Origin of the sequence: Pseudomonas carassii, from assembly GCF_036324045.1 — a bacterium.
Lineage (GTDB): Bacteria > Pseudomonadota > Gammaproteobacteria > Pseudomonadales > Pseudomonadaceae > Aquipseudomonas > Aquipseudomonas peradeniyensis.
Genome location: NZ_JAZDCT010000047.1, coordinates 1 through 20622, shown reverse-complemented (window position 1 = coordinate 20622; position 20622 = coordinate 1). Strand labels below are relative to the sequence as shown.

The window sequence follows — 20622 nt, the reverse complement described above, 5'->3', positions numbered from 1 at the left end:
TGCACCGTCGAAAACGATGCGTTGAAACTGGAGCGGGAAACGAGACTCGAACTCGCGACCCCGACCTTGGCAAGGTCGTGCTCTACCAACTGAGCTATTCCCGCAAATATGGCGTCCCCTAGGGGACTCGAACCCCTGTTACCGCCGTGAAAGGGCGGTGTCCTAGGCCACTAGACGAAGGGGACTAAGCCGACGCTTTTCAGCGCACCAGAACATGAACCTCACGATTCAGCCTGGATTTTCTTTTCCTGCCCTGCCGAAGCAGTGCCGGAGAAACTGGAGCGGGAAACGAGACTCGAACTCGCGACCCCGACCTTGGCAAGGTCGTGCTCTACCAACTGAGCTATTCCCGCAATATGGCGTCCCCTAGGGGACTCGAACCCCTGTTACCGCCGTGAAAGGGCGGTGTCCTAGGCCACTAGACGAAGGGGACACGCTGCTCGCACTACCTATTAAAGTACTGCTTGCTTTCACTCCCTGCCGCGTTTCGCTGTGTGCTTTACGCTGCAAGTGGCGCGCATTCTATGGATGCCTTGGAAGGTCGTCAACCCCTTTGTAGAAATTTATTTAAATCAATGACTTCCCGTCGTCATGGGTGGTGGTGCAGGATGCGTCCGGGGATTGGCGTTGCTTTTCTGACGTTGGCTCGGCAAGCTCGTGGCGATATGCCACTATCTGTAGGTTTTGGATTACGGGCCGATACATATAGGCAAGGCTTGAGGGCCCATGCGGGGCTAGCCCGCTCCCACGCATATCTACAGATATGAGGGAGCGCAGGCTGTTCCGCCAGGCTGCACTGTTCGCTTTCGGGCGGACTCACTACACTCTCGATAGATGCAAAACTTCTTCATGAGGCGTTAACGGTGACACCACTTCTGATCACCCTGCTTATCGTTGCGGGTATCGCGCTGCTGATCGTGATCGGCTACCTCAACAATGTGGTCGAGAACGGCAAGCTCGAGCGTGCACGGCTCAAGGTCGAGCTGGCCGACCGCCTGCGTCGCTGCGGCGAAATCACCGAGACCTTCCCTGGGCAGTTCATGACGCCCGCGCTCAAGCTGCTGCTGACCCGCCTGGAACTGAACCTCAACCAGCGCCAGCTGGCCCTGGACAAGCACAGTGGCGACCTCAAGGCGCGCATCGCCGAGCTGGAAGGGCTGATCGGCCAGGGCGAGAGGATCCCGGTGAGCAACCCGCCCTCGCCTATCCACACCGAGGTCAAGGCCAAGGATGTGCGCTTCTTGCTGGAACTGCTGCACAACCAGATCGTGCGCGCCACCCAGGAAGGCTTCCTGGCGACCAACGAAGGCAAGTACTGGGTCAAGGAGATTCGCCATATCCTGGTGCTGCTGCATATCGAGTTCTTCAACAATCTCGGCCAGCAGGCCCTGCAGCAGAACCAGCCGGGGCAGGCACGCCTGGCGTTCGAGCGCGGCGTGCAGTACCTGCGCAAGCAGCCTGAGCCGAAGCAGTATGAAGAGCAGCTGACTTACCTTGAGAAACTGCTGAACCGGGCCAATGCCCAGGTGCTGGACCAGATGGAACCGGCGGAGAATGAACAGAACGCGCTGACCCAGGGGCTCAAGACCGACGAGGACGAGACCTGGAAGAAGAAGGTCATTTACGACTGATCGGGATTCTGGGGGGCGCTTCGCACCCCTTTCCGGCCGGTCCGACGCCTCGGCAAGGCCGCTCCTACAGGCGACCACGATCCCCTGTAGGAGCGGCCTTGTGCCGCGAAAGGGCTGCAAAGCAGCCCCAGCGATCTTGATATAGAAAGGGGCCTTCGCAGGCCCCTTCTTCATTTCAGCAATCGGTCAACTCGAGGAACACCTCGACCAACCGCTCCAACCCCGCCTGATCGACCTCGCTGAAGCGCGCCAGCTTCGGGCTGTCCAGGTCGAGCACGCCGATCAGCCTGCCGGCCTTGACCAACGGGATCACCAACTCGCTGTTGGACGCGCTGTCACAGGCGATATGCCCGGGAAACGCATGCACGTCCTCGACCCGCTGGGTCATGCGAGTGGCCGCCGCGGCGCCGCACACGCCCCGGCTGAACGGGATGCGCACACACGCCACCTGGCCCTGGAACGGGCCGAGCACCAGCTCTTCGTTGCGGTTGATATAGAAGCCCGCCCAGTTCAGGTCCTCTACCTGGTTGTAGAGAAACGCCGAGAACTGCGCGGCGTTGGCGATGAAGTCGCGCTCGTCGGCGAACAGCGCCTGCGCTTGCGCGGCCAGCAGGTCGTAGCCATCGAGGCCTTGGCCACTGGCGTTGAGGTCGATCATTTATTTCTGCTCCAGCAATTGCAGCCCGACCCAGTAGCGGGCGAACTGATAGGCACAACGGCCATTACGGTTGCCGCGGCCAGTGGCCCAGCGCACGGCGAGGATGTCGAGCGCTTCGCTGCGCTGCCACTGCAGCCCGGCCGGGCGCGCCAGCTGGCCAATCCAGTGCTCGACCACGTTGAGGAAATGCTCCTGGCTGAACGGGTAGAACGACAGCCACAGGCCGAAGCGGTCGGACAAGGCGATCTTGTCCTCCACCGCCTCGTTGGGGTGCAGCTCGCCGTCGACCATCTTCCAGTTCTCGTTGTCGCTCTGCTTCTCCGGCACCAGGTGGCGGCGGTTGGAGGTGGCGTACAGCAGCACGTTGTCCGGGGCCTGCTCCAGCGAGCCGTCGAGCACGCTCTTGAGCACCCGGTAGTCGCCCTCCCCGGCTTCGAACGACAGGTCGTCGCAGAACAGGATGAAGCGTTGTTCGAGCTTTTGCAGTTGCTCGACCACCCGCGGCAGGTCGGCCAGGTGGTCGCGCTCGATTTCGATCAGGCGCAGGCCCTGGCCCGCATGCTCGGCCAGCAGCGCACGCACCAGCGACGACTTGCCGGTGCCGCGCGAGCCCCACAGCAGGGCGTGGTTGGCCGGCATGCCGTTGATGAACTGGTGGGTGTTGCGGCCCAGCTGTTCACGCTGCTGGTCGACGCCGATCAGGTCGGACAGGCGGATGTCGAGGCTGACTTCGAGGGGCATCAGGTAGCCGCTGCGGCCGTCGCGCTGCCAGCGGGCGGCCAGGGTGCGGGTCCAGTCGATGTCCGGGCGTGGGGCCGGCAGCAAGGGTTCGAGGCGGGCGAGGACCGATTCGGCGCGGTCGAGGAAAGCATTGAGACGGGCGTCCATGACGACTCCTATTGATTTCAGTTTTTGGGGGCGCACAGCGACCCACTATCGACGAACAACTGAAATGAACAGACAGACCCGCCAGCAGCCAGGGCTGATCGGCTATGCTTGCGCAGCGCACGGAGCAAGTAACCGGCTTGGGACCCATGGATATCAAGTTCACCAATCGCCTGTCATACAAGCAAGCCCGGTTGACAGTCCTGGTCGGCTTCATCCTGGGAACATTGCTCAGTCTCATCCAGATCGGCATCGATTATGCCAGCGAAGACGCGTCCATCAACCGTGAAATTCAGGCACTGCTGAAGATCAGCCACGACACGGCCTCGCGCATCGCCTACAACATCGACACGGAACTGGCCCAGGAGCTGACCGGCGGCCTGCTGAAATCGCCGGCGCTGATCCGCGCGCGGCTGATCGACAACAACGACACGGTACTGGCCGACGTGCAGCGGCCCAGCATGGAAAGCCGCTACCGAGCGCTGTCGGACTTCCTGTTCGGCGAGCAACGTCAGTTCCAGGACCGGCTGTTCCTCGCCCACATGCCCGATGAGTACCTCGGCACCCTCTACCTGGATGTCGACACCTACACCTTCGGTGGGCGCTTCCTCGATCGCGCCGGCGTCACCTTGGTCAACGGCTTCGCCCGCAGCCTGGTGCTTACCGGCATCCTTCTGGGGCTGTTCTACCTGATGCTGACCAAGCCGCTGGTGACGGTGATCGGCGCGCTCAGCGGCAACGATGCGCGCACGCCCAGGCAGAACCGCGTGGACTGCCCCAAGAGCCATGAGAACGACGAGATTGGCGTGCTGGTGCGGGTCGCCAACCAACAGTTCGTCAGCATGGCCACCGAGATCCAGCAACGACGCACCGCCGAGAACCGCCTGACCCAGTACCTCAACGAGCTGGAAGACATCGTCTCGGCGCGCACCAACGAGCTCAAGGCCAGCAACAGCCGCCTGAGCCTGTCCAACCAAGAGCTGGACGAAGCGCGCCAGCGCGCCCTGGACATGGCCCAGGCCCGCGCTGCCTTCCTGGCCAACATGAGCCACGAGATCCGCACCCCGCTCAACGGCATGCTGGGCATGATCGCCCTGGCCCTGGACAGCGGCCTGGCGCCCGAGCAGCGCCAGCAGCTGTCGATCGCCCACGACTCGGGCAAGGTACTGGTGGAGTTGCTCAACGATATCCTCGACCTGTCGAAGTTCGACGCCGGCCAGCTGGAGCTCGAACGCATTCCGTTCGACCTCGGCGCCATGGTCGAAGACACCGCCAACCTGCTGTCGCAAAATGCCGCGCCCAGCGTCGAACTGACCTGCCTGGTCGCCCCGGACTTCCCCAGCACGGTGCTGGGCGACCCAACCCGGGTGCGGCAGATCGTCAGCAACCTGTTGTCCAACGCCCTCAAGTTCACCCGTTTCGGCCGCGTCGATGTGCGCCTGAGCAGCATCGTCGGCGGTATCCGCCTGGAGGTGAGCGACACCGGCATCGGCATCCCCGAGGAGGCCCAGGCGCGGATCTTCCAGCCGTTCACCCAGGCCGGCGCCGGCATCACTCGCCAGTACGGCGGCACTGGCCTGGGCCTGGCCCTGACCCGCAACCTGTGCAAGGCCATGCAGGGGCATCTGCATATCCAGTCCGAAACCGGCTTCGGCAGCCGCTTCACCGCCGACCTGCCGCTACCGGCGCACACCGAGGCGATCCCGCCGGCGCCATTGAACGGACGGGTGGTGGCCCTGGGCAACCCCGGCAGTGGCCTGGCCGAGCTGCTGGAGGGACTGTTGCCGCGCTGGGGGCTGGAATACGCGCGTCATGAGGATGCCAAGGACCTGGCCGGCACGACCGTCGACCTGCTGATTACCGACGACCTGGACCACGTGCTCGACCTGCGCCCGGCCATCGAGGCGCCGATCCTGCTGGTGACCGCCTACGGTAACTTCCTGCCCACCGAGCAGGCCGAGCAACTGGCGCCCTTGCAGCAACTGGCCCGCCCCCTGGCACGCAATGCCTTGTACCAGACCCTGCGCCGCACCTTGCAGGGCGAGCCCAACGCGCCACTGCCCCACGAGGTACCGGCCTCGCGCGAGCTCAGGGCGCGCATCCTACTGGTGGAGGACAACCCGGTGAACCAGCTGGTGGCCAAGGGCATGCTGGCCAAGCTCGGCTGTCAGGTGCAGGTGGCCGCCCACGGCCAGGAAGCCCTGGACTGCCTGGAGCAGGGCAGCTTCGACCTGGTGCTGATGGACTGCAATATGCCGGTGATGGATGGCTACGAGGCCAGCCGGCGCATCCGCCAGAGCAGCCGCTGGCCGGAGCTGCCGATCGTCGCGCTGACCGCCAACGCCATGCCCGAGGAGCGCGAGCGATGCCGCGCCGCGGGCATGAACGACTACCTGGCCAAGCCGTTCCGCCGCGAGGAACTGCTGGCGCTGATCGAGCACTGGGTGCCGGTCAGCGGTTGAGCAGCGGCTCGATCGCCGATTTCAGTGCCTCGGGCTTGGTGGTCGGGGCAAAGCGGCTGACCTTGCCGGTGCGTGGGTCGACCAGGAACTTGGTGAAGTTCCACTTGATCTTCTGCGTGCCCAGCACGCCCGGCGCGCGGCGCTTGAGTTCGGCGAACAGCGGGTGGGCACCGGGGCCGTTGACCTCGATCTTGCGAAACAGCGGGAAACTCACGCCGAAGTTGAGCTCGCAGAACTGCGCGATCTCGCGGGCGTCGCCCGGCTCCTGCTTGCCGAACTGGTTGCAGGGGAAGCCCAGCACCACCAGGCCCTGGTCGCGGTAGTCCTGCCACAGGCGTTCGAGGCCCTTGTACTGCGGGGTGAAACCGCACTGGCTGGCGGTGTTGACCACCAGCAGCGCCTTGCCGGCGAAGTCGCCCAGCACTTTCTGTTCGCCACCGAGGGTGACGCAGGGGATATCCAGCAGCGCATCGGCCATGTTCGCTCTCCGTCAATCGCGTGGCTTGAGGTCCAGGCACACCGAGTTGATGCAGTAGCGTAGCCCGGTCGGCGGCGGGCCGTCGGGAAATACATGGCCCAGATGGGCATCGCACTGGGCGCAGGTGACTTCGGTGCGGATCATGCCGTGGGAGGTGTCGCGAATCTCGATCATCGCGGCCTCCTCGATCGGCGCGTAGAAGCTCGGCCAGCCGCAGCCGGAATCGAACTTGGTCTTGGCGTCGAACAGCGGCAGGTCACAGCAGATGCAGTGGTAGATGCCGTCGCGGCGCTCGCTGTTGTACTTGCCGCTGAACGGCCGCTCGGTGCCCTTGAGCCGGCACACCTGGTACTGGGCCGGATCGAGCATGGCGCGCCATTCGTCCAGGGTTTTGTCGATCTTTTGCATGATGGGACCTCGGCAGGCTGATTTTCACCTCGCACCGGCTTTTCCCTGGCGCGGGTGGCACGTATATTAGTTGGCTTCGTGTGCAAGGCAGCCAGTCTGGCACCCGCTTCCCGCCCTTTCAAACCTTTCGAGCAAGGGCGGCGCGCATTCTCACTCGGGATCTCATCATGCAGTTCAGCAAATCGAACAAGCTCGCCAATGTCTGCTACGACATTCGCGGCCCAGTGCTCAAGCACGCCAAACGCCTGGAAGAGGAAGGCCACCGCATCCTCAAGCTGAACATCGGCAACCCGGCGCCGTTTGGTTTCGAGGCGCCGGACGAGATCCTCCAGGACGTGATCCGCAACCTGCCCACCGCCCAGGGCTACAGCGACTCCAAGGGCCTGTTCAGCGCGCGCAAGGCGGTGATGCAGTACTGCCAGCAGAAGGAAATCGAAGGCGTCACCATCGAGGACATCTACCTCGGCAACGGTGTGTCCGAGCTGATCGTGATGTCGATGCAGGCGCTGCTCAACAACGGCGACGAGGTGCTGATCCCGGCCCCCGACTACCCGCTGTGGACCGCCGCAGTGAGCCTGGCCGGCGGCAAGCCGGTGCATTACCTGTGCGACGAGCAGGCCGACTGGTTCCCGGACCTGGACGACATCAAGGCCAAGATCACCCCGAACACCAAGGCCCTGGTGATCATCAACCCGAACAACCCGACGGGCGCGGTCTACTCGAAAGAGCTGCTGCTGGGCATGCTGGAGCTGGCGCGCCAGCACAACCTGGTGGTGTTCTCCGACGAGATCTACGACAAGATTCTCTACGACGAGGCCGTGCACATCAGCACCGCGTCGCTGGCCCCGGACCTGCTGTGCCTGACCTTCAACGGCCTGTCCAAGTCGTACCGGGTGGCTGGCTTCCGCTCCGGCTGGCTGATCATCTCCGGACCCAAGCACCACGCCCAGAGCTACATCGAAGGCATCGACATGCTGGCCAACATGCGCCTGTGCGCCAACGTGCCGGCCCAGCACGCGATCCAGACCGCCCTGGGCGGCTACCAGAGCATCAACGACCTGGTGCTGCCGCCGGGCCGCCTGCTGGAGCAGCGCAACCGCACCTACGAGCTGCTCAATGCCATCCCAGGGGTGAGCTGCGTCAAGCCGATGGGCGCGCTGTACGCGTTTCCGAAGATCGACCCGAAGGTCTGCCCGATCTTCAACGACGAGAAGTTCGTGCTCGACCTGCTGCTGTCGGAAAAGCTGCTGATCGTCCAGGGCACGGCATTCAACTGGCCATGGCCGGACCACTTCCGCGTGGTGACGCTGCCGCGGGTGGATGACCTGGAACAGGCCATTGGCCGGATCGGCAATTTCCTGCGGACCTATTCGCAATAACAGGTCCCGATGTAGGAGCGGCCTCGTGCCGCGAAAGGGCTGCGTAGCAGCCCCAGGATCTTGGTACCTTGCAAAATCGCCGGGGCTGCTGCGCAGCCCTTTCCGACCGGTCCGATGCCTCGGCAAGGCCGCTCCTACACCCTTACATCCTGCAACGCTCTCTCCCAAAGCCCTCTCGGCATCCTCTGCCATACTCCTCGCGTACACAGTTTGAAATAGTCGCCCGGTTGAATAGCCGCGCCCTCCCCCTTATATACCCCGCAGTACGCAACGAACTTATCCGTCAGGAGAACGTAACAACCATGATGCGCATTCTGTTGTTTGTAGCCACCAACCTCGCGGTGGTGCTGGTTGCAAGCATTACCCTGAGCCTGTTCGGCTTCAACGGGTTCATGGCGGCTAACGGGGTTGACCTCAACCTCGGCCAGCTGCTGGTCTTCTGCGCCGTGTTCGGTTTCGCTGGCTCGCTCGTCTCGCTGTTCATCTCCAAGTGGATGGCGAAAATGACCACCGGCACCCAGATCATCACCCAGCCCCGCACCCGCCACGAACAGTGGCTGCTGCAGACCGTCGAGGAGCTGTCCCGCGAGGCCGGCATCAAGATGCCCGAGGTGGGTATCTTCCCGGCCTACGAGGCCAACGCCTTCGCCACCGGCTGGAACCGCAACGACGCGCTGGTCGCCGTCTCCCAGGGCCTGCTGGAGCGCTTCTCGCCCGACGAGGTGCGTGCGGTGCTGGCCCACGAGATCGGCCACGTGGCCAACGGCGACATGGTCACCATGGCGCTGGTGCAGGGCGTGGTGAACACCTTCGTGATGTTCTTCGCCCGCATCATCGGCAACTTCGTCGACCGGGTGATCTTCAAGAACGAAGAAGGCCACGGCATCGCCTACTTCATCGCGACCATCGTCGCCGAGCTGGTCCTGGGCATCCTCGCCAGCATCATCGTCATGTGGTACTCGCGTCGCCGCGAGTTCCGCGCCGACGAAGCCGGTGCCCACCTGGCCGGTACTGGCGCGATGATCGGCGCGCTGCAGCGCCTGCGCTCCGAACAAGGCCTGCCGGTGCACATGCCTGACACCATGAAGGCCTTCGGCATCAATGGCGGCCTCAAGCATGGCCTGGCCGGCCTGCTGATGAGCCACCCGCCGCTGGAAGACCGCATCGACGCCCTGCGCCGTCGCGGTTGATCCAGGCAGCAAATAAAAAGGGCGACCTAGGTCGCCCTTTTTATTTGCGCAAAAAATCACCCCGCCCCTGTAGGAGCGGCCTTGTGCCGCGAAAGGGCTGCGCAGCAGCCCCAGCGATTTTGCATGATGCCAAGATCCCGGGGCTGCTGCGCAGCCCTTCAGCGACACAAGGCCGCTCCTACAGGGTAAAAGCCAGCTTAGCGTCGAACGCTGTAGACTCGCTCTACCAGGCTTTCAACACCGGCCTTCAAAAACTTCGGGCTTTCGTCGAGAATCTCCCGCGCCTCGACCTCATCAACCCGCCACCCGGCAAACCCTGCTCGTACTTCGGCGTCCGGCACCGAGAACGGCGGCCCGTCGATCAAGCCCTGGTCGTAATCCAGGGTCACCAGCAGCCCCCGACAGGCCGCCGGCAACCGCTCACTCAACAACGCCATGTACCGCTCGCGCATCGCCAGCGGCAAGGCGATCAACGCCGCCCGGTCATACATCCCCGCGCACTCCGCCAGATCCTCGGCGCGCAAGGCGAACACATCCCCGCACCACAGCTCCACCTCATCGCTGCGCCATACCTCGAAGGCACCGTGCCGGGCAATCTGCGCCACCAGGCCATGTTCGGTGAAGAAGTCCGCCACCGCCCTGCGCGACAGTTCCACCCCCAGCACCCGATAGCCCTGGGCGGCCAGCCAGAGCAGGTCCAGGCTCTTGCCACACAGCGGCACCAGCACCCGCGCGCCCTGGGCCAGCCCCAAGGTCGGCCAGTGCGCCTGCAGGTACGGGTTCACCTCAGGTTGGTGAAAGCCGATCTGGTTGTCCGCCCACCGCTTGTGCCAGAACGCTGGCTCCATGATTCCTCCTGGTTTTTCGATAAAAGCCTGTGAAAACTTATATTGGATCTCGATCGAAGGCTGATCGAAGATGGCTGCATCTTACCTGCCAGGACCCCGCCATGCTGCCCAGCCTGTTCATCTCACACGGATCGCCCATGCTCGCCCTGCAACCCGGCGCCAGCGGTCCGGCCCTGGCCGCGCTGGCCCGCGCCCTGCCCCGACCGAAGGCGATCGTGGTGGTGTCTGCGCACTGGGAGAGCCGCGAGTTGCTGGTGATGAGCAACCCACAGCCGCAGACCTGGCATGACTTCCATGGTTTTCCACCGGCCCTGTACGCCGTGCAATACCCCGCGCCCGGCGCGCCGGAACTGGCCCGGCGGGTAGCCGAGCGCCTCGGCGCGAGGCTGGACCCGCAGCGCCCATTCGATCACGGCGCCTGGGTGCCGCTGTCGCTGATGTATCCCGAGGCGGAGATTCCTGTGGTCCAGGTGTCGCTGCCCAGCCAAGCCGGTCCTGATCTGCAACTGAAGGTTGGCCGGGCGCTGTCGACACTGCGCGAGGAAGGCATCCTGCTGGTCGGCTCGGGCAGCATCACCCACAACCTGGGCGAACTGGACTGGCATGCCGGGCCGGATGCGGTCGAGCCCTGGGCGCTGGCGTTTCGTGATTGGGTGGTGGATCGGTTAAGTGCCGCAGATGAGGCGGCGCTTGTGGATTATCGGCGGCAGGCACCGTTTGCTGTGCGCAATCATCCCAGTGATGAGCATCTGTTGCCGCTGTTCTTCGCCATGGGGGCTGGCGGGCGGTTTGGCATCGTGCACCAGGGGTTTACGCTGGGGGCGTTGGGGATGGATATTTATCGGTTCGACTGAAGGGCGCCGGGGGCGCGTTGCGCCCCTTTCGCGGCACGAGGCCGCTCCTACAGGGGGCGGGTTCAGTTAAGCGTCAGGCAAAAAAAATCCCCGGCCCAAAGGCCGGGGATTTTTTATTGCAGCGCCAGGATCAGTCTTCGCGGTAGCGACGCAGCTTCAGCTGCTTGCCGGCCACGCGGGTGTCCTTGAGCTTGGTCAGCAGGCGCTCAAGGCCATCTTCCGGCAGCTCGACCAGGCTGAAGCTGTCACGCACCTGGATACGACCGATGGCGTCACGCGCCAGGCCACCCTCGTTGAGGATCGCGCCCAGCAGGTTCTTGGCGGCGATGCCGTCACGGGCACCCAGGGCGGTACGGCAACGCACGCGGCCTTCGGCCAGCGGCATCGGCGCGCGACGCTCGCGCTCGCCACGATCCGGACGCTCGCCGCGCTCGGTACGCTCACCACGCTCACGCGGGGTGTAGGTCGGCACCAGCGGCTGCTCGCGCTCTACCGAAGCCAGGTCCAGCGCCTGGCCGTTGGTGGCCTTGCGCAGCAGGGCCGAGGCCAGGGCACGGGCACTGCAACCCAGGTCGGCGGTCAGGCGGTCGAACAGCTCGCCATGGCTGGCTTCGGACTCAGCCACCAGCGGCGCCAGGCTCTTGGTCAGTTTCTTGATGCGCGCGTCCAGCACGGCTTGCGGGTTAGGCAGGCGGGCTTCGGCGACTTTCTGACCGGTGACACGCTCGATCACCTGCAGCATGCGGCGCTCACGCGGGGTGACCAGCAGCAGCGCACGGCCATCGCGACCGGCACGGCCGGTACGGCCGATACGGTGCACGTAGGACTCCGGGTCGTACGGCATGTCGACGTTGAACACATGGGTGATGCGCGGCACGTCCAGGCCACGGGCAGCGACGTCGGTGGCGACGACGATGTCCAGGCGGCCGTCCTTGAGCGAGTCGATCACGCGCTCACGCTGGTTCTGGGCGATGTCGCCGTTCAGCGCGGCAGCCTTGTAGCCTTTGGCTTCCAGGGCGGCGGCCAGGTCCAGGGTGGCCTGCTTGGTGCGCACGAAGGCGATCAGCGCATCGAACTCTTCCACTTCCAGCAGGCGCAGCACGGCCGGGATCTTCTGGTCGGCGTGGACCATCAGGTGGGCCTGCTCGATCGCGGTCACGGTCTGGGTCTTGCTCTGGATCTTGACGTGCTTCGGCTCGCGCAGGTGGCGCTCGGCGATGGCACGGATCGAGGCCGGCAAGGTGGCGGAGAACAGCACGGTCTGGCGGGTGGCAGGGATGGCGTCGAAGATCACTTCGAGGTCATCCATGAAGCCCAGCTTGAGCATTTCGTCGGCTTCGTCGAGCACCAGGTACTGGACGGTGGACAGGACTTTCTCGTCGCGGCGCAGGTGGTCGCACAGGCGGCCCGGGGTGGCGACGACGATCTGTGCGCCATTGCGAATGGCACGCAGCTGTGGGCCCATCGGGGCACCACCGTACACGGCCACCACGTTAACGCCCGGCATCTGCTTGGCGTAGGTTTCGAAAGCGGTGGCTACTTGCAGCGCCAACTCACGGGTTGGCGCCAGGATCAGGGCTTGCGGTTCGCGCTTGCTCACGTCGATCTTGTTGAGGATCGGCAGGGCGAAGGCAGCGGTCTTGCCGGTGCCAGTCTGCGCCTGGCCGATCATGTCGTGACCGGCGAGGATGATCGGGATCGACTGTTGCTGAATGGCCGACGGCTCTTCATAGCCGGTGGCCAGGACGGCAGCAACGATGTTCGGATTGAGTTCGAGAGCGGCGAATCCGCCGGTTTCCTGGGTCATGGGTCTGCCTCTAGGTGCATCCGCAAAGACCCATGCTCCAAAGCTGCACATGCCTTGAAAGACCAAACGGTCACCCAGGCAGCTTTGGCGGCGGGGATTTGCGAAAACGATTGAAATAGGAACGTCTTGGGAAGGTCCGCCTAGCGGACGCGCAGCCGAAGCTGGATTCGGAGGATTTGCACCACCTGATTTTGAGGTCCGCTAAAAGACCGGCGCGTACTATACCCGAAATAGCCGTGAGTTGTGAGAAATATTTCGAAGATCCAGACTCACATTGGATCCAGGCTGAATCGTTTCCCTGCAGGAGATCGCGCACATCCGGATCAGGTCGCCGGGCGGATGGCCTTGATCAGGTACTCCAGCGAATACCCCAGCTGCGGCGCCAGCGCTGCGGCCCGCGCCCGCACGGCATCGATATCCAGCGTCTGCTCCAGGTCCGCCGGCACCAGCAGGATGACGTTGCCCTCCTTCACCGGCAGCTCCCAGTAATGCCGGTGATACAACCCACGCAGCAAGGCTGCGCCCAGCGGCTTGCCGTCATCCCCGGCCCACTGGTTGATCACCAGCCAGCCATCGGGATTCAACTGCTTCTGGCAGTTTTCCAGGAAGCTCCAGGCCAGGTGCCCGACACCAGGTCCATAGTCGGTATACAGGTCGACGAACAGCAGGTCGGCCTTCTCCGCGCTGGGTAGCAGCTCAAGGGCGTCGCCCACCCGCACATACAGCCGCGGGTCGTCGTCCAGGCCCATGTACTCCATGGCCAGGCGCGGCACGTCGGGGCGCAGCTCGATGGCCTCGACATCCTCCAGCGGCAGGAACTTCAGGCACGCCTGGGTCAGGGTGCCGGCGCCAAGGCCGAGGAACAGCGCGCTCTCCGGCTGCCCGTGGCACAGCGCGCCGACCAGCATGGCGCGGGTGTAGTCGTACTCCAGCCAGCTCGGGTCGGCGGTGAAGGTACAGCTCTGCTCGATGGCGTCGCCGAACTCGAGGAAGCGATAGTCATCCACCTCGTACACGCTGATGACGCCAAAGGCGTCCTCGACCCGTGCCAGCAGCCGCTCTTCCCGCTCCGTCGCCATCCTTACCACCTGCCCGCGCAAAACGCCCATTGTCCGCCAATGCCGGTGGTGCAACAAGCACACCCGGGCGTACCATGGCTGGCAGGCCTTAACGACACTTATGGATAGAGCTTGCGATGACCCGACAATGGACCCCTGACAGCTGGCGCGCCCTGCCGATCCAGCAGCAACCGATCTACCCCGACGCCGCGCACCTGCTGAAGGTGGAGCAGACGTTGGCCAGCTACCCGCCGCTGGTGTTCGCCGGCGAAGCCCGCGAGCTGCGCCGGCAGTTCGCCGAAGTGACCCAGGGTCGGGCGTTCCTGCTGCAGGGCGGCGACTGCGCCGAGAGCTTCGCCGAGTTCTCCGCGGCGAAGATCCGCGACACTTTCAAGGTGCTGCTGCAGATGGCCATTGTCATGACCTTCGCCGCCGGCTGCCCGGTGGTCAAGGTCGGGCGCATGGCCGGCCAGTTCGCCAAGCCGCGCTCGGCCAATGACGAAACCATCGGCGACATCACCCTGCCCGCCTACCGTGGCGACATCGTCAACGGCATCGGCTTCGACGAAAAAAGCCGCGTCCCCGATCCGGAGCGCCTGCTGCAGGCCTACCACCAGGCCACCGCCAGTCTCAACCTGCTGCGCGCCTTCGCCCAGGGCGGTTTCGCCGACCTGCACCAGGTGCACAAGTGGAACCTGGACTTCATCGCCAACTCGGCGCTGGCCGACAAGTACCACCAGCTGGCCAACCGCATCGACGAGACCCTGGCCTTCATGCGCGCCTGTGGCCTGGATACCGCGCCGCAACTGCGTGAAACCAGCTTCTTCACCGCCCACGAAGCGTTGCTGCTCAACTACGAGGAAGCCTTCGTGCGCAGCGACAGCCTGACCGGCGACTACTACGACTGCTCGGCGCACATGCTGTGGATCGGCGATCGCACCCGCCAGCTCGACGGCGCCCATGTCGAGTTCCTGCGCGGTGTGCACAACCCAATCGGAGTCAAGGTCGGCCCGAGCATGAACCCCGAGGAGCTGATCCGCCTGATCGACGTGCTCAACCCGGACAACGACCCGGGCCGCCTGAACCTGATCGTGCGCATGGGCGCCGGCAAGGTCGGCGACCACCTGCCGGGGCTGATCCGCACCGTGCAGCGCGAAGGCCGCCAGGTGCTGTGGAGCTCCGACCCGATGCACGGCAATACCATCAAGGCCAGCAGCGGCTACAAGACCCGCGATTTCGCGCAGATCCTCGACGAGGTCAAGCAGTTCTTCCAGGTGCACCAGGCCGAGGGCAGCCACGCTGGCGGCATCCATATCGAGATGACCGGGCAGAACGTCACCGAGTGCATCGGCGGCGCCCGGCCGATCACCGAGGACGCCCTGTCCGACCGCTACCACACTCACTGCGACCCGCGGATGAACGCCGACCAGTCGCTGGAGCTGGCGTTCCTGATCGCCGAAACCCTCAAGCAGGTACGCCGCTGAGCAACGCCTGACGCAGCCGGCTGCCCTCGGCGCGGGGGCAGTTGAGCTGCACCCGCGCCAGGCCCAGCCAGTCGGCCAGCTGCCGCAGGCTGAGCGCCAAGGCCTGGTAGCCTGCCTCGTCCAGCCCCAACGCCTCTTCGTGCACCGCATGTACCGCCAGACGTCCGTGGGCGCGCTCGGCACGCAGGTCCAGGCGGGCGGCGATGCGCCCGTCGTGCAGGAACGGCAACACGTAGTAGCCATACACCCGCTTGTGCGCCGGGGTGTAGATCTCCAGGCGATAGCGAAAGTCGAACAGGCGCTCGGTACGCTCACGCGCCCAGACCAGCGAATCGAACGGCGAAAGCAAGGCGCTGGCTTCGATGCGCCGGGGAATCCGTGGCACCCCCGCGACATAAGCCGGTTGTTTCCAGCCCTGCACCGTGCAGGCCTGCAGGCGGCCGTCCTCGACCAATACGGCCAGGCCGGCCTTGCTCTGCTGCGGCGAGAGGCGAAAGTAATCGCGCAGGTCCTGTTCGGTGGCCACGCCCAGGGCACCGGCGGCGTGCAGCAGCAAGCCCTGATGCGCTTCGATCTCGCTGGGCTGGGCCTGATCGAGGATGGCCACCGGCAGTACCCGCTCGGGCAGGTCATACAGGCGCTCGAAACCGCGACGCCCGGCCACGGTGACCTCGCCGGCGGCGAACAGCCATTCCAGCGCGTGCTTTTCTTCGCTCCAGTCCCACCAGGGGCCGGCGCGCTCCTCGCGGGTGGACAGGCTGCCCGCGCCCAGCGCGCCCTGGTCGCGCACCGCCGCCAGCACCCGCTCGATCACCTCGCGCCGCTCGCGGCCGAACGCGGCCAGTTGCCGGTAGATGCCCTTGCCGTCGGCGGCGTGGGCCATGCGCCAGCGCATCAGCGGGTACAACGCCAGCGGCAGCAGCGATGCTTCATGGCCCCAGTATTCGAACAATCGGCGCTGGCGGCGCGGGCCCCAGGCGAGCTGGTCGAGCAGGTCGTGCGGGTAGTCGCCCAGGCGCGAGAACAGCGGCAGGTAGTGGGAGCGTACCAGGGCATTGACCGAGTCGATCTGCACCACGCCCAGGCGCTGGAACATGCGGGTGAGGCTGGCAAGGGTTGCAGGGCCGCCGGGCGACTTGCCGAAGCCCTGGGCGGACAAGGCCAGGCGGCGGGCCTGGGAAATGGACAAGCTGAGGGGCATGAAGTGGGCTCCGTCTGATGTTCAGACAGTAAAGACGCAATCGCCGGACAGGCTTGTCCGGCGATTGTAGCCCTCTTCATTTACGCAACGGATCCTCCCAGAAATGCCGGTCGGCCTCCTGCTGGATATCGGCTCGCGACAACCCCAGGTCGTGCAGCGTGGCATCGCTCAGGCGCGCCAGTTCGTCGCGTTGGCGGTGCAGCTCGTACCAGCGCAGCAGCCGCCCGCCGGCATCGTGCAACAGGTGGCCGAGGGTAGACCCAGGCTGGTGAGCAACGTTGAAATGACCTTTCATCTTGACGCCCTCCTTGTGGATGGCTCCAGTCTCTGCCCAGGCCTAAGATCAATCCAACGAATGTTTCTGATGTCATGCATCTCGGAGATTGATGCCATGTCCCAGTATCAGAGTCTCGACGCGGACGTGCTGCGCACCTTCGTCGCCATCGCCGAGCAAGGCGGCTTCACCCGCGCTGGCGAGGTGGTCAACCGCACCCAGTCGGCGGTGAGCATGCAGATGAAGCGCCTGGAAGAGGACATCCTGCAGCGCCAGCTGTTCGAGCGCGACGGCCGCCAGGTGCGCCTCACCGCCGAGGGCCAGGTCCTGCTGGGCTATGCCCGGCGCATCCTCAAGCTGCACGGCGAGGTGTTCAACACCCTGCGCATGCCGCACATGGTCGGGGTGGTGCGCATCGGCACCCCTGACGACTACGCCATGCGCTACCTGCCAGGCATTCTCACCCGCTTCGCCCAGGCGTATCCACTGATCCATGTCGAGGTGCATTGCGACTCGTCCAAGCAACTGATGCTGCGCCAGGACCTGGACCTGACCATCGTCACCCGCGAGCCGGGCAACGAGGTCGGCCAGTTGCTGCGCCAAGAGCGCCTGGTGTGGGCCGCGGCCAAGGGCTTCTGCCCCCACGAGCAGCGGCCGATGCCGCTGGCGCTGTTCAACACCGACTGCTTCTGCCGCGCCTGGACCTGCAACGCCCTGGAGCGCCAGGGCATCGAGTACCGCATCGCCTACACCAGCCCGAGCCTGGCGGCGATCTTCGCCATCGTGCATGCCGGGCTGGCGGTGACCGCGCAGCTGCAGAGCCTGATCGGCGGCGACCTGCGCATCCTCGGCGCGGACGACGGCCTGCCACAGTTGCACATGGCCAACGTGATGCTGCTGCGCAACGACCAGCAGCATTCGCCGATCACCGACTGCATGGCCGAGTACATCGTCGAAGGGTTCAAATAAGCATCCCCCCGCCCCGTGTAGGAGCGGGCTTGCCCCGCGATGGGCCGCAACGCGGCCCCGACTATCTAGAGCTCGAACCCAAGCATCACCGCACACACCACCAAAAACCCGCAGAACAGCGTGCGCAATACCTTCTCCGGCAACGCATGGGCCAGCTTCACCCCCCAGCTGATGCTCAGCAACCCACCCACCGCCAGCGGAATCCCGATGCTCCAGTCGACACTCTGGTGCACCCCGTAGGTCAACAGCGTCACCATGGTGCTAGGCGCCGCCAATGCCAGCGACAGCCCCTGGGCCACCACCTGGGTAGTGCCGAACACCGAGGTCAGGATCGGCGTGGCCACCACCGCCCCGCCCACGCCGAACAGCCCGCCCATGGTCCCGGCGAAGCTGCCCAGCACGCCCAGCCAAGGCCACGGATAACGCAGCTGATTGCTCGGCGGCCGCACCGGCAGGAACATCCGCGCCACGTTCCAGATCGCCAGTGCCACCAGGAAACCGACGAAGTACAGGCGCATCGACTGGGCATCGATGCCCACCGCCCAGATCGACCCCAGCCAGGCGAACACGAAGCTGCACAGCGACAACGGCACGGCATGGCGCAGCTCGATGCGGTTGCGCTGGTGATAACGCCATAGCGCCAGCAGCACGTTAGGCACCACCATCACCAGGGCGGTCCCCTGGGCCAGCTGCTGGTCAAGGCCGAACAGCACGCCCAGCGCCGGAATGGCGATCAACCCGCCGCCGATGCCGAACAGCCCACCCAAGGTGCCGAGCGCGGCCCCCAGCACGATATACATCACCCACTCGATCATCAGCGCCTCATCCGCCTGCTTTCAGAGAATGAGGGCATGCTAGCCAGTCGCGGCTGGCGGGGAAACGCACAGCAGCGCACAATGGCTTTGCGTATTTCGCACAAGTATCGAGCCGCCATGAGCCCCGACATCCTCACCGAACAACTCAGCCTGTTCCTCGACGTGCTGGACACCGGCAGTTTCTCTGCCGCCGCCCGGCGCCACCCGTTGACGCCCTCCGCCGTGGCGCGGCGCATCGACAACCTGGAAAGCGCGGTGGGCAGCCGCCTGTTCTCGCGCAGCACCCACGCCGTGCGCCCGACGCCGGCCGGCAACGCCTTCGCCGAGCGGGCCCGGCGCATCATCGAGGAGCTGCGCCTGGCGCGCGCCGAGGCGGTGTCGTTGAGCAATGCCCCGGAAGGCTTGATCCGCATCGACGCACCAGCCGCCTTCGGCCGTCGCCACCTGGCCCCGGCCATCGCCGACTTCCTGGTGGCCTACCCCGGGCTCGACGTGCAGTTGCGCCTGATCGACAGCTTCGTCGACCTGCACGGCAGCCACCTGGGCGAAGTGGACCTGGTGCTGCGCGCCGGCCCCCTGGCCGACACCCGCCTGGTGGCCACGCCGCTGGCCTACATGGTGCGCATCGCCTGTGCCAGCCCCGCGTACCTGGCCAGCCGCGGGGTGCCGGCCTGCCCCAGCGAGCTGCCTGGGCACGACGGCCTCGACTGGGACGGGCTGGCCCCGCCGTTCGCCTGGCGCTTCGCGGTCGACGGCCAGACCCGCCTGTACCGCCCGGCGCGCATGCGCATGGCCGCCAACAACGCCGAGACCCTGCTGTTCGGCGCCCTGGCCGGCTTGGGCATCGCCCACCTGCCGACCTGGCTGATCAGCGACTACCTGCTGCGCGGCGAACTGGTCCCGCTGTTCTGCGACAACGGCCTGCCGGAGCCCGAGACCAGCGGTATCTACGCCCTGCGCCTGGAACATGAAACGAACTCTCGCAGCCGCTTGCTGCTCGAATTCCTCAAGAGCCGTTTCAGCCCGGTGCCGCCCTGGGACCTGGCGCTGAGAAGCGAGCTGCGCTGGCAATGAGCGCACCAAGCTTTGGCGTGCTAGATTTTAACCCTTACCGATTCCAAGGACCTGCATGAACGCCGACACCCAAGCCTCCTGCGACGCGCTGCTGCTGGACAACCAGGTCTGCTTCGCCCTGCACTCGACCTCGTTGCTGATGACCAAGGTCTACAAGCCACTGCTGCAGGCGCTGGGCCTGACCTACCCGCAGTACCTGGCCATGCTGGTCCTGTGGGAACAGGACGGCCTGACGGTGGGCGAGATCAGCCAGCGCCTGCTCACCGACCCCGGCTCGCTGACGCCGCTGCTCAAGCGCCTGGAAAGCGAAGGCCTGCTCAAGCGCAGCCGCAGCCGCGAGGACGAACGGGTGGTGCTGGTGCAGCTGACTGACAAGGGCCGCGACCTGCAGGCCGAGGCCCAGCGCGTGCCGCAGTGCATCCTGCAGGCCAGCGGTCACAGCGCCGAGCAGTTGCGCAAGCTGCAGGCCGACCTGCTCGCCCTGCGTGCGCAGCTGCAAGAAAACCTCTGACGTCTAAGCTGTGAGATGGCTGTTCGGATGAATGGTCGAACTTTTAACTTGCGCACTAAATAATTGCGCGCTAATTTAAATCCATACCCACTCAGCGCCGACGGCGCACAGCACCCAAGCGAGGCTCAAGATGCAAAAGGTCACTCCGCTGTACATCGCAGAAGCCACTTCCACCGGTGGTCGTGATGGCAAATCCCGCTCCAGCGACGGCAAGCTGGAAGTCAAGCTGAGCACCCCCAAGGAACTGGGTGGCGCGGGCGGTGACGGCACCAACCCCGAGCAGATGTTCGCCGCCGGCTACTCGGCCTGCTTCATCGGCGCGCTGAAGTTCGTCGCCGGCCAGGAGAAAAAGGCCCTGCCGGCGGATGCGTCGATCACCGCCAAGGTCGGCATCGGCCAGATCCCGGGCGGTTTCGGCCTGGACATCGACCTGCACATCAACCTGCCGGGCCTGGCCCAGGCCGACGCCGAAGAGCTGGTGGAAAAGGCGCACAAGGTCTGCCCTTATTCCAACGCCACCCGCGGCAATGTGGATGTGCGGTTGCATGTGACTGTCTGACCGCAGCGGTGGCCATTCCTGTAGGAGCGGCCTTGTGTCGCGAAAGGACCGCAAAGCGGTCCCAGCATTCGAAAGGC

19 protein-coding genes, 4 tRNA genes and 1 pseudogene are annotated in these 20622 nt (G+C 65.1%); 10 read left to right on the top strand and 14 right to left on the bottom strand.

Translation table 11 applies throughout. The features are described from left to right. Positions 1 to 28 precede the first annotated feature (28 nt). The 4 genes from V0R62_RS24530 to V0R62_RS24515 form a co-directional block, all read right to left on the bottom strand. Positions 29 to 104 (bottom strand) — tRNA-Gly (locus V0R62_RS24530). 5 nt (positions 105 to 109) lie between these two features. Next, positions 110 to 185: transfer RNA gene (locus tag V0R62_RS24525), tRNA-Glu, on the bottom strand. A gap of 92 nt (positions 186 to 277) precedes the next feature. Beyond that, a tRNA-Gly gene (locus V0R62_RS24520) sits at positions 278 to 353 on the bottom strand. Between the two features lie 4 nt (positions 354 to 357). Continuing rightward, positions 358 to 433 (bottom strand) — tRNA-Glu (locus V0R62_RS24515). 430 nt (positions 434 to 863) lie between these two features. Here V0R62_RS24515 and V0R62_RS24510 point away from each other — a divergent pair. Continuing rightward, entirely contained in the window at positions 864 to 1631 is a 768-nt protein-coding gene (locus tag V0R62_RS24510; RefSeq protein WP_186599763.1) for a hypothetical protein, read from the top strand. Positions 1632 to 1806: 175 nt separating this feature from the next. Here the strand turns inward: V0R62_RS24510 and V0R62_RS24505 are convergent, their stop codons facing one another. Both V0R62_RS24505 and V0R62_RS24500 read right to left on the bottom strand, forming a co-directional pair. Beyond that, positions 1807 to 2289 (bottom strand): GAF domain-containing protein, encoded by a 483-nt coding sequence (locus tag V0R62_RS24505; RefSeq protein ID WP_330105552.1) that lies wholly within the window; start codon positions 2287 to 2289, stop codon positions 1807 to 1809. Beyond that, positions 2290 to 3177 carry an ATP-binding protein gene (locus tag V0R62_RS24500; RefSeq protein ID WP_084941800.1) on the bottom strand — a complete coding sequence of 296 codons (888 nt, stop codon included), beginning with the start codon at positions 3175 to 3177 and terminating at the stop codon, positions 2290 to 2292. A 104-nt stretch (positions 3178 to 3281) separates the two neighbouring features. Between V0R62_RS24500 and V0R62_RS24495 the strand changes: the two genes are divergently transcribed. Further along, the gene (locus V0R62_RS24495; protein WP_330105551.1) at positions 3282 to 5636 is read left to right on the top strand and encodes a response regulator; all 2355 of its coding nucleotides are present in this window, start codon (positions 3282 to 3284) and stop codon (positions 5634 to 5636) included. On the opposite strand, the gene V0R62_RS24490 is transcribed toward V0R62_RS24495, so the two are convergent. Both V0R62_RS24490 and msrB read right to left on the bottom strand, forming a co-directional pair. Next, positions 5626 to 6114: a glutathione peroxidase gene (locus V0R62_RS24490; protein ID WP_069017516.1), complete on the bottom strand. Its 489-nt coding sequence runs from the start codon at positions 6112 to 6114 to the stop codon at positions 5626 to 5628. The genes V0R62_RS24495 and V0R62_RS24490 overlap by 11 nt on opposite strands. 12 nt (positions 6115 to 6126) lie before the next feature. Further along, positions 6127 to 6522: a peptide-methionine (R)-S-oxide reductase MsrB gene (msrB, locus tag V0R62_RS24485; protein ID WP_050704678.1), complete on the bottom strand. Its 396-nt coding sequence runs from the start codon at positions 6520 to 6522 to the stop codon at positions 6127 to 6129. 167 nt (positions 6523 to 6689) lie between these two features. Between msrB and V0R62_RS24480 the strand changes: the two genes are divergently transcribed. Together V0R62_RS24480 and htpX are read left to right on the top strand one after the other, a co-directional pair. Next, positions 6690 to 7901 (top strand): pyridoxal phosphate-dependent aminotransferase, encoded by a 1212-nt coding sequence (locus tag V0R62_RS24480; protein WP_050704677.1) that lies wholly within the window; start codon positions 6690 to 6692, stop codon positions 7899 to 7901. A gap of 302 nt (positions 7902 to 8203) precedes the next feature. Beyond that, complete coding sequence (gene htpX / locus V0R62_RS24475; protein WP_038705666.1) at positions 8204 to 9091, top strand: protease HtpX; 888 nt, start codon at positions 8204 to 8206, stop codon at positions 9089 to 9091. A 197-nt stretch (positions 9092 to 9288) separates the two neighbouring features. Here htpX and V0R62_RS24470 read toward each other — a convergent pair whose 3' ends face one another. Then, positions 9289 to 9939, bottom strand: coding sequence for a thiopurine S-methyltransferase (locus V0R62_RS24470; protein ID WP_330105550.1), 651 nt, complete (start codon positions 9937 to 9939; stop codon positions 9289 to 9291). A gap of 101 nt (positions 9940 to 10040) precedes the next feature. Between V0R62_RS24470 and V0R62_RS24465 the strand changes: the two genes are divergently transcribed. Further along, positions 10041 to 10793 carry a DODA-type extradiol aromatic ring-opening family dioxygenase gene (locus V0R62_RS24465; RefSeq protein WP_330105549.1) on the top strand — a complete coding sequence of 251 codons (753 nt, stop codon included), beginning with the start codon at positions 10041 to 10043 and terminating at the stop codon, positions 10791 to 10793. A 130-nt stretch (positions 10794 to 10923) separates the two neighbouring features. On the opposite strand, the pseudogene V0R62_RS24460 reads toward V0R62_RS24465, so the two are convergent. After that, positions 10924 to 12634, bottom strand: a pseudogene (locus V0R62_RS24460) (DEAD/DEAH box helicase). Positions 12635 to 12923: 289 nt separating this feature from the next. Beyond that, positions 12924 to 13679, bottom strand: a complete 756-nt coding sequence (locus tag V0R62_RS24455) for a spermidine synthase (RefSeq protein WP_330105548.1) — start codon at positions 13677 to 13679, stop codon at positions 12924 to 12926. 116 nt (positions 13680 to 13795) lie between these two features. Between V0R62_RS24455 and V0R62_RS24450 the strand changes: the two genes are divergently transcribed. Beyond that, positions 13796 to 15142 carry a class II 3-deoxy-7-phosphoheptulonate synthase gene (locus V0R62_RS24450; protein ID WP_028691729.1) on the top strand — a complete coding sequence of 449 codons (1347 nt, stop codon included), beginning with the start codon at positions 13796 to 13798 and terminating at the stop codon, positions 15140 to 15142. Here V0R62_RS24450 and V0R62_RS24445 read toward each other — a convergent pair. Further along, positions 15123 to 16343 carry a winged helix-turn-helix domain-containing protein gene (locus tag V0R62_RS24445; protein WP_330105547.1) on the bottom strand — a complete coding sequence of 407 codons (1221 nt, stop codon included), beginning with the start codon at positions 16341 to 16343 and terminating at the stop codon, positions 15123 to 15125. The two genes, V0R62_RS24450 and V0R62_RS24445, sit on opposite strands and share 20 nt — an antisense overlap. A 76-nt stretch (positions 16344 to 16419) precedes the next feature. Then, positions 16420 to 16638: a DUF1127 domain-containing protein gene (locus V0R62_RS24440; protein ID WP_028691731.1), complete on the bottom strand. Its 219-nt coding sequence runs from the start codon at positions 16636 to 16638 to the stop codon at positions 16420 to 16422. Between the two features lie 96 nt (positions 16639 to 16734). Here V0R62_RS24440 and V0R62_RS24435 point away from each other — a divergent pair, with 96 nt between their 5' ends. Beyond that, on the top strand, positions 16735 to 17586 hold the full coding sequence (locus V0R62_RS24435; RefSeq protein ID WP_028691732.1) for a LysR substrate-binding domain-containing protein: 852 nt from the start codon (positions 16735 to 16737) through the stop codon (positions 17584 to 17586). 65 nt (positions 17587 to 17651) lie between these two features. On the opposite strand, the gene V0R62_RS24430 is transcribed toward V0R62_RS24435, so the two are convergent. Beyond that, positions 17652 to 18401, bottom strand: coding sequence for a sulfite exporter TauE/SafE family protein (locus tag V0R62_RS24430; protein ID WP_186735911.1), 750 nt, complete (start codon positions 18399 to 18401; stop codon positions 17652 to 17654). Positions 18402 to 18518: 117 nt separating this feature from the next. Between V0R62_RS24430 and V0R62_RS24425 the strand changes: the two genes are divergently transcribed. The 3 genes from V0R62_RS24425 to V0R62_RS24415 all read left to right on the top strand — a co-directional run bounded on the left by V0R62_RS24425 (position 18519) and on the right by V0R62_RS24415 (position 20545). After that, on the top strand, positions 18519 to 19475 hold the full coding sequence (locus tag V0R62_RS24425) for a LysR family transcriptional regulator (RefSeq protein WP_330105546.1): 957 nt from the start codon (positions 18519 to 18521) through the stop codon (positions 19473 to 19475). A 55-nt stretch (positions 19476 to 19530) separates the two neighbouring features. Next, positions 19531 to 19986 carry a MarR family winged helix-turn-helix transcriptional regulator gene (locus V0R62_RS24420; RefSeq protein ID WP_330105545.1) on the top strand — a complete coding sequence of 152 codons (456 nt, stop codon included), beginning with the start codon at positions 19531 to 19533 and terminating at the stop codon, positions 19984 to 19986. Positions 19987 to 20116: 130 nt separating this feature from the next. After that, positions 20117 to 20545 (top strand): organic hydroperoxide resistance protein, encoded by a 429-nt coding sequence (locus tag V0R62_RS24415; protein WP_330105544.1) that lies wholly within the window; start codon positions 20117 to 20119, stop codon positions 20543 to 20545. The last annotated feature ends 77 nt before the right edge of the window (positions 20546 to 20622 follow it).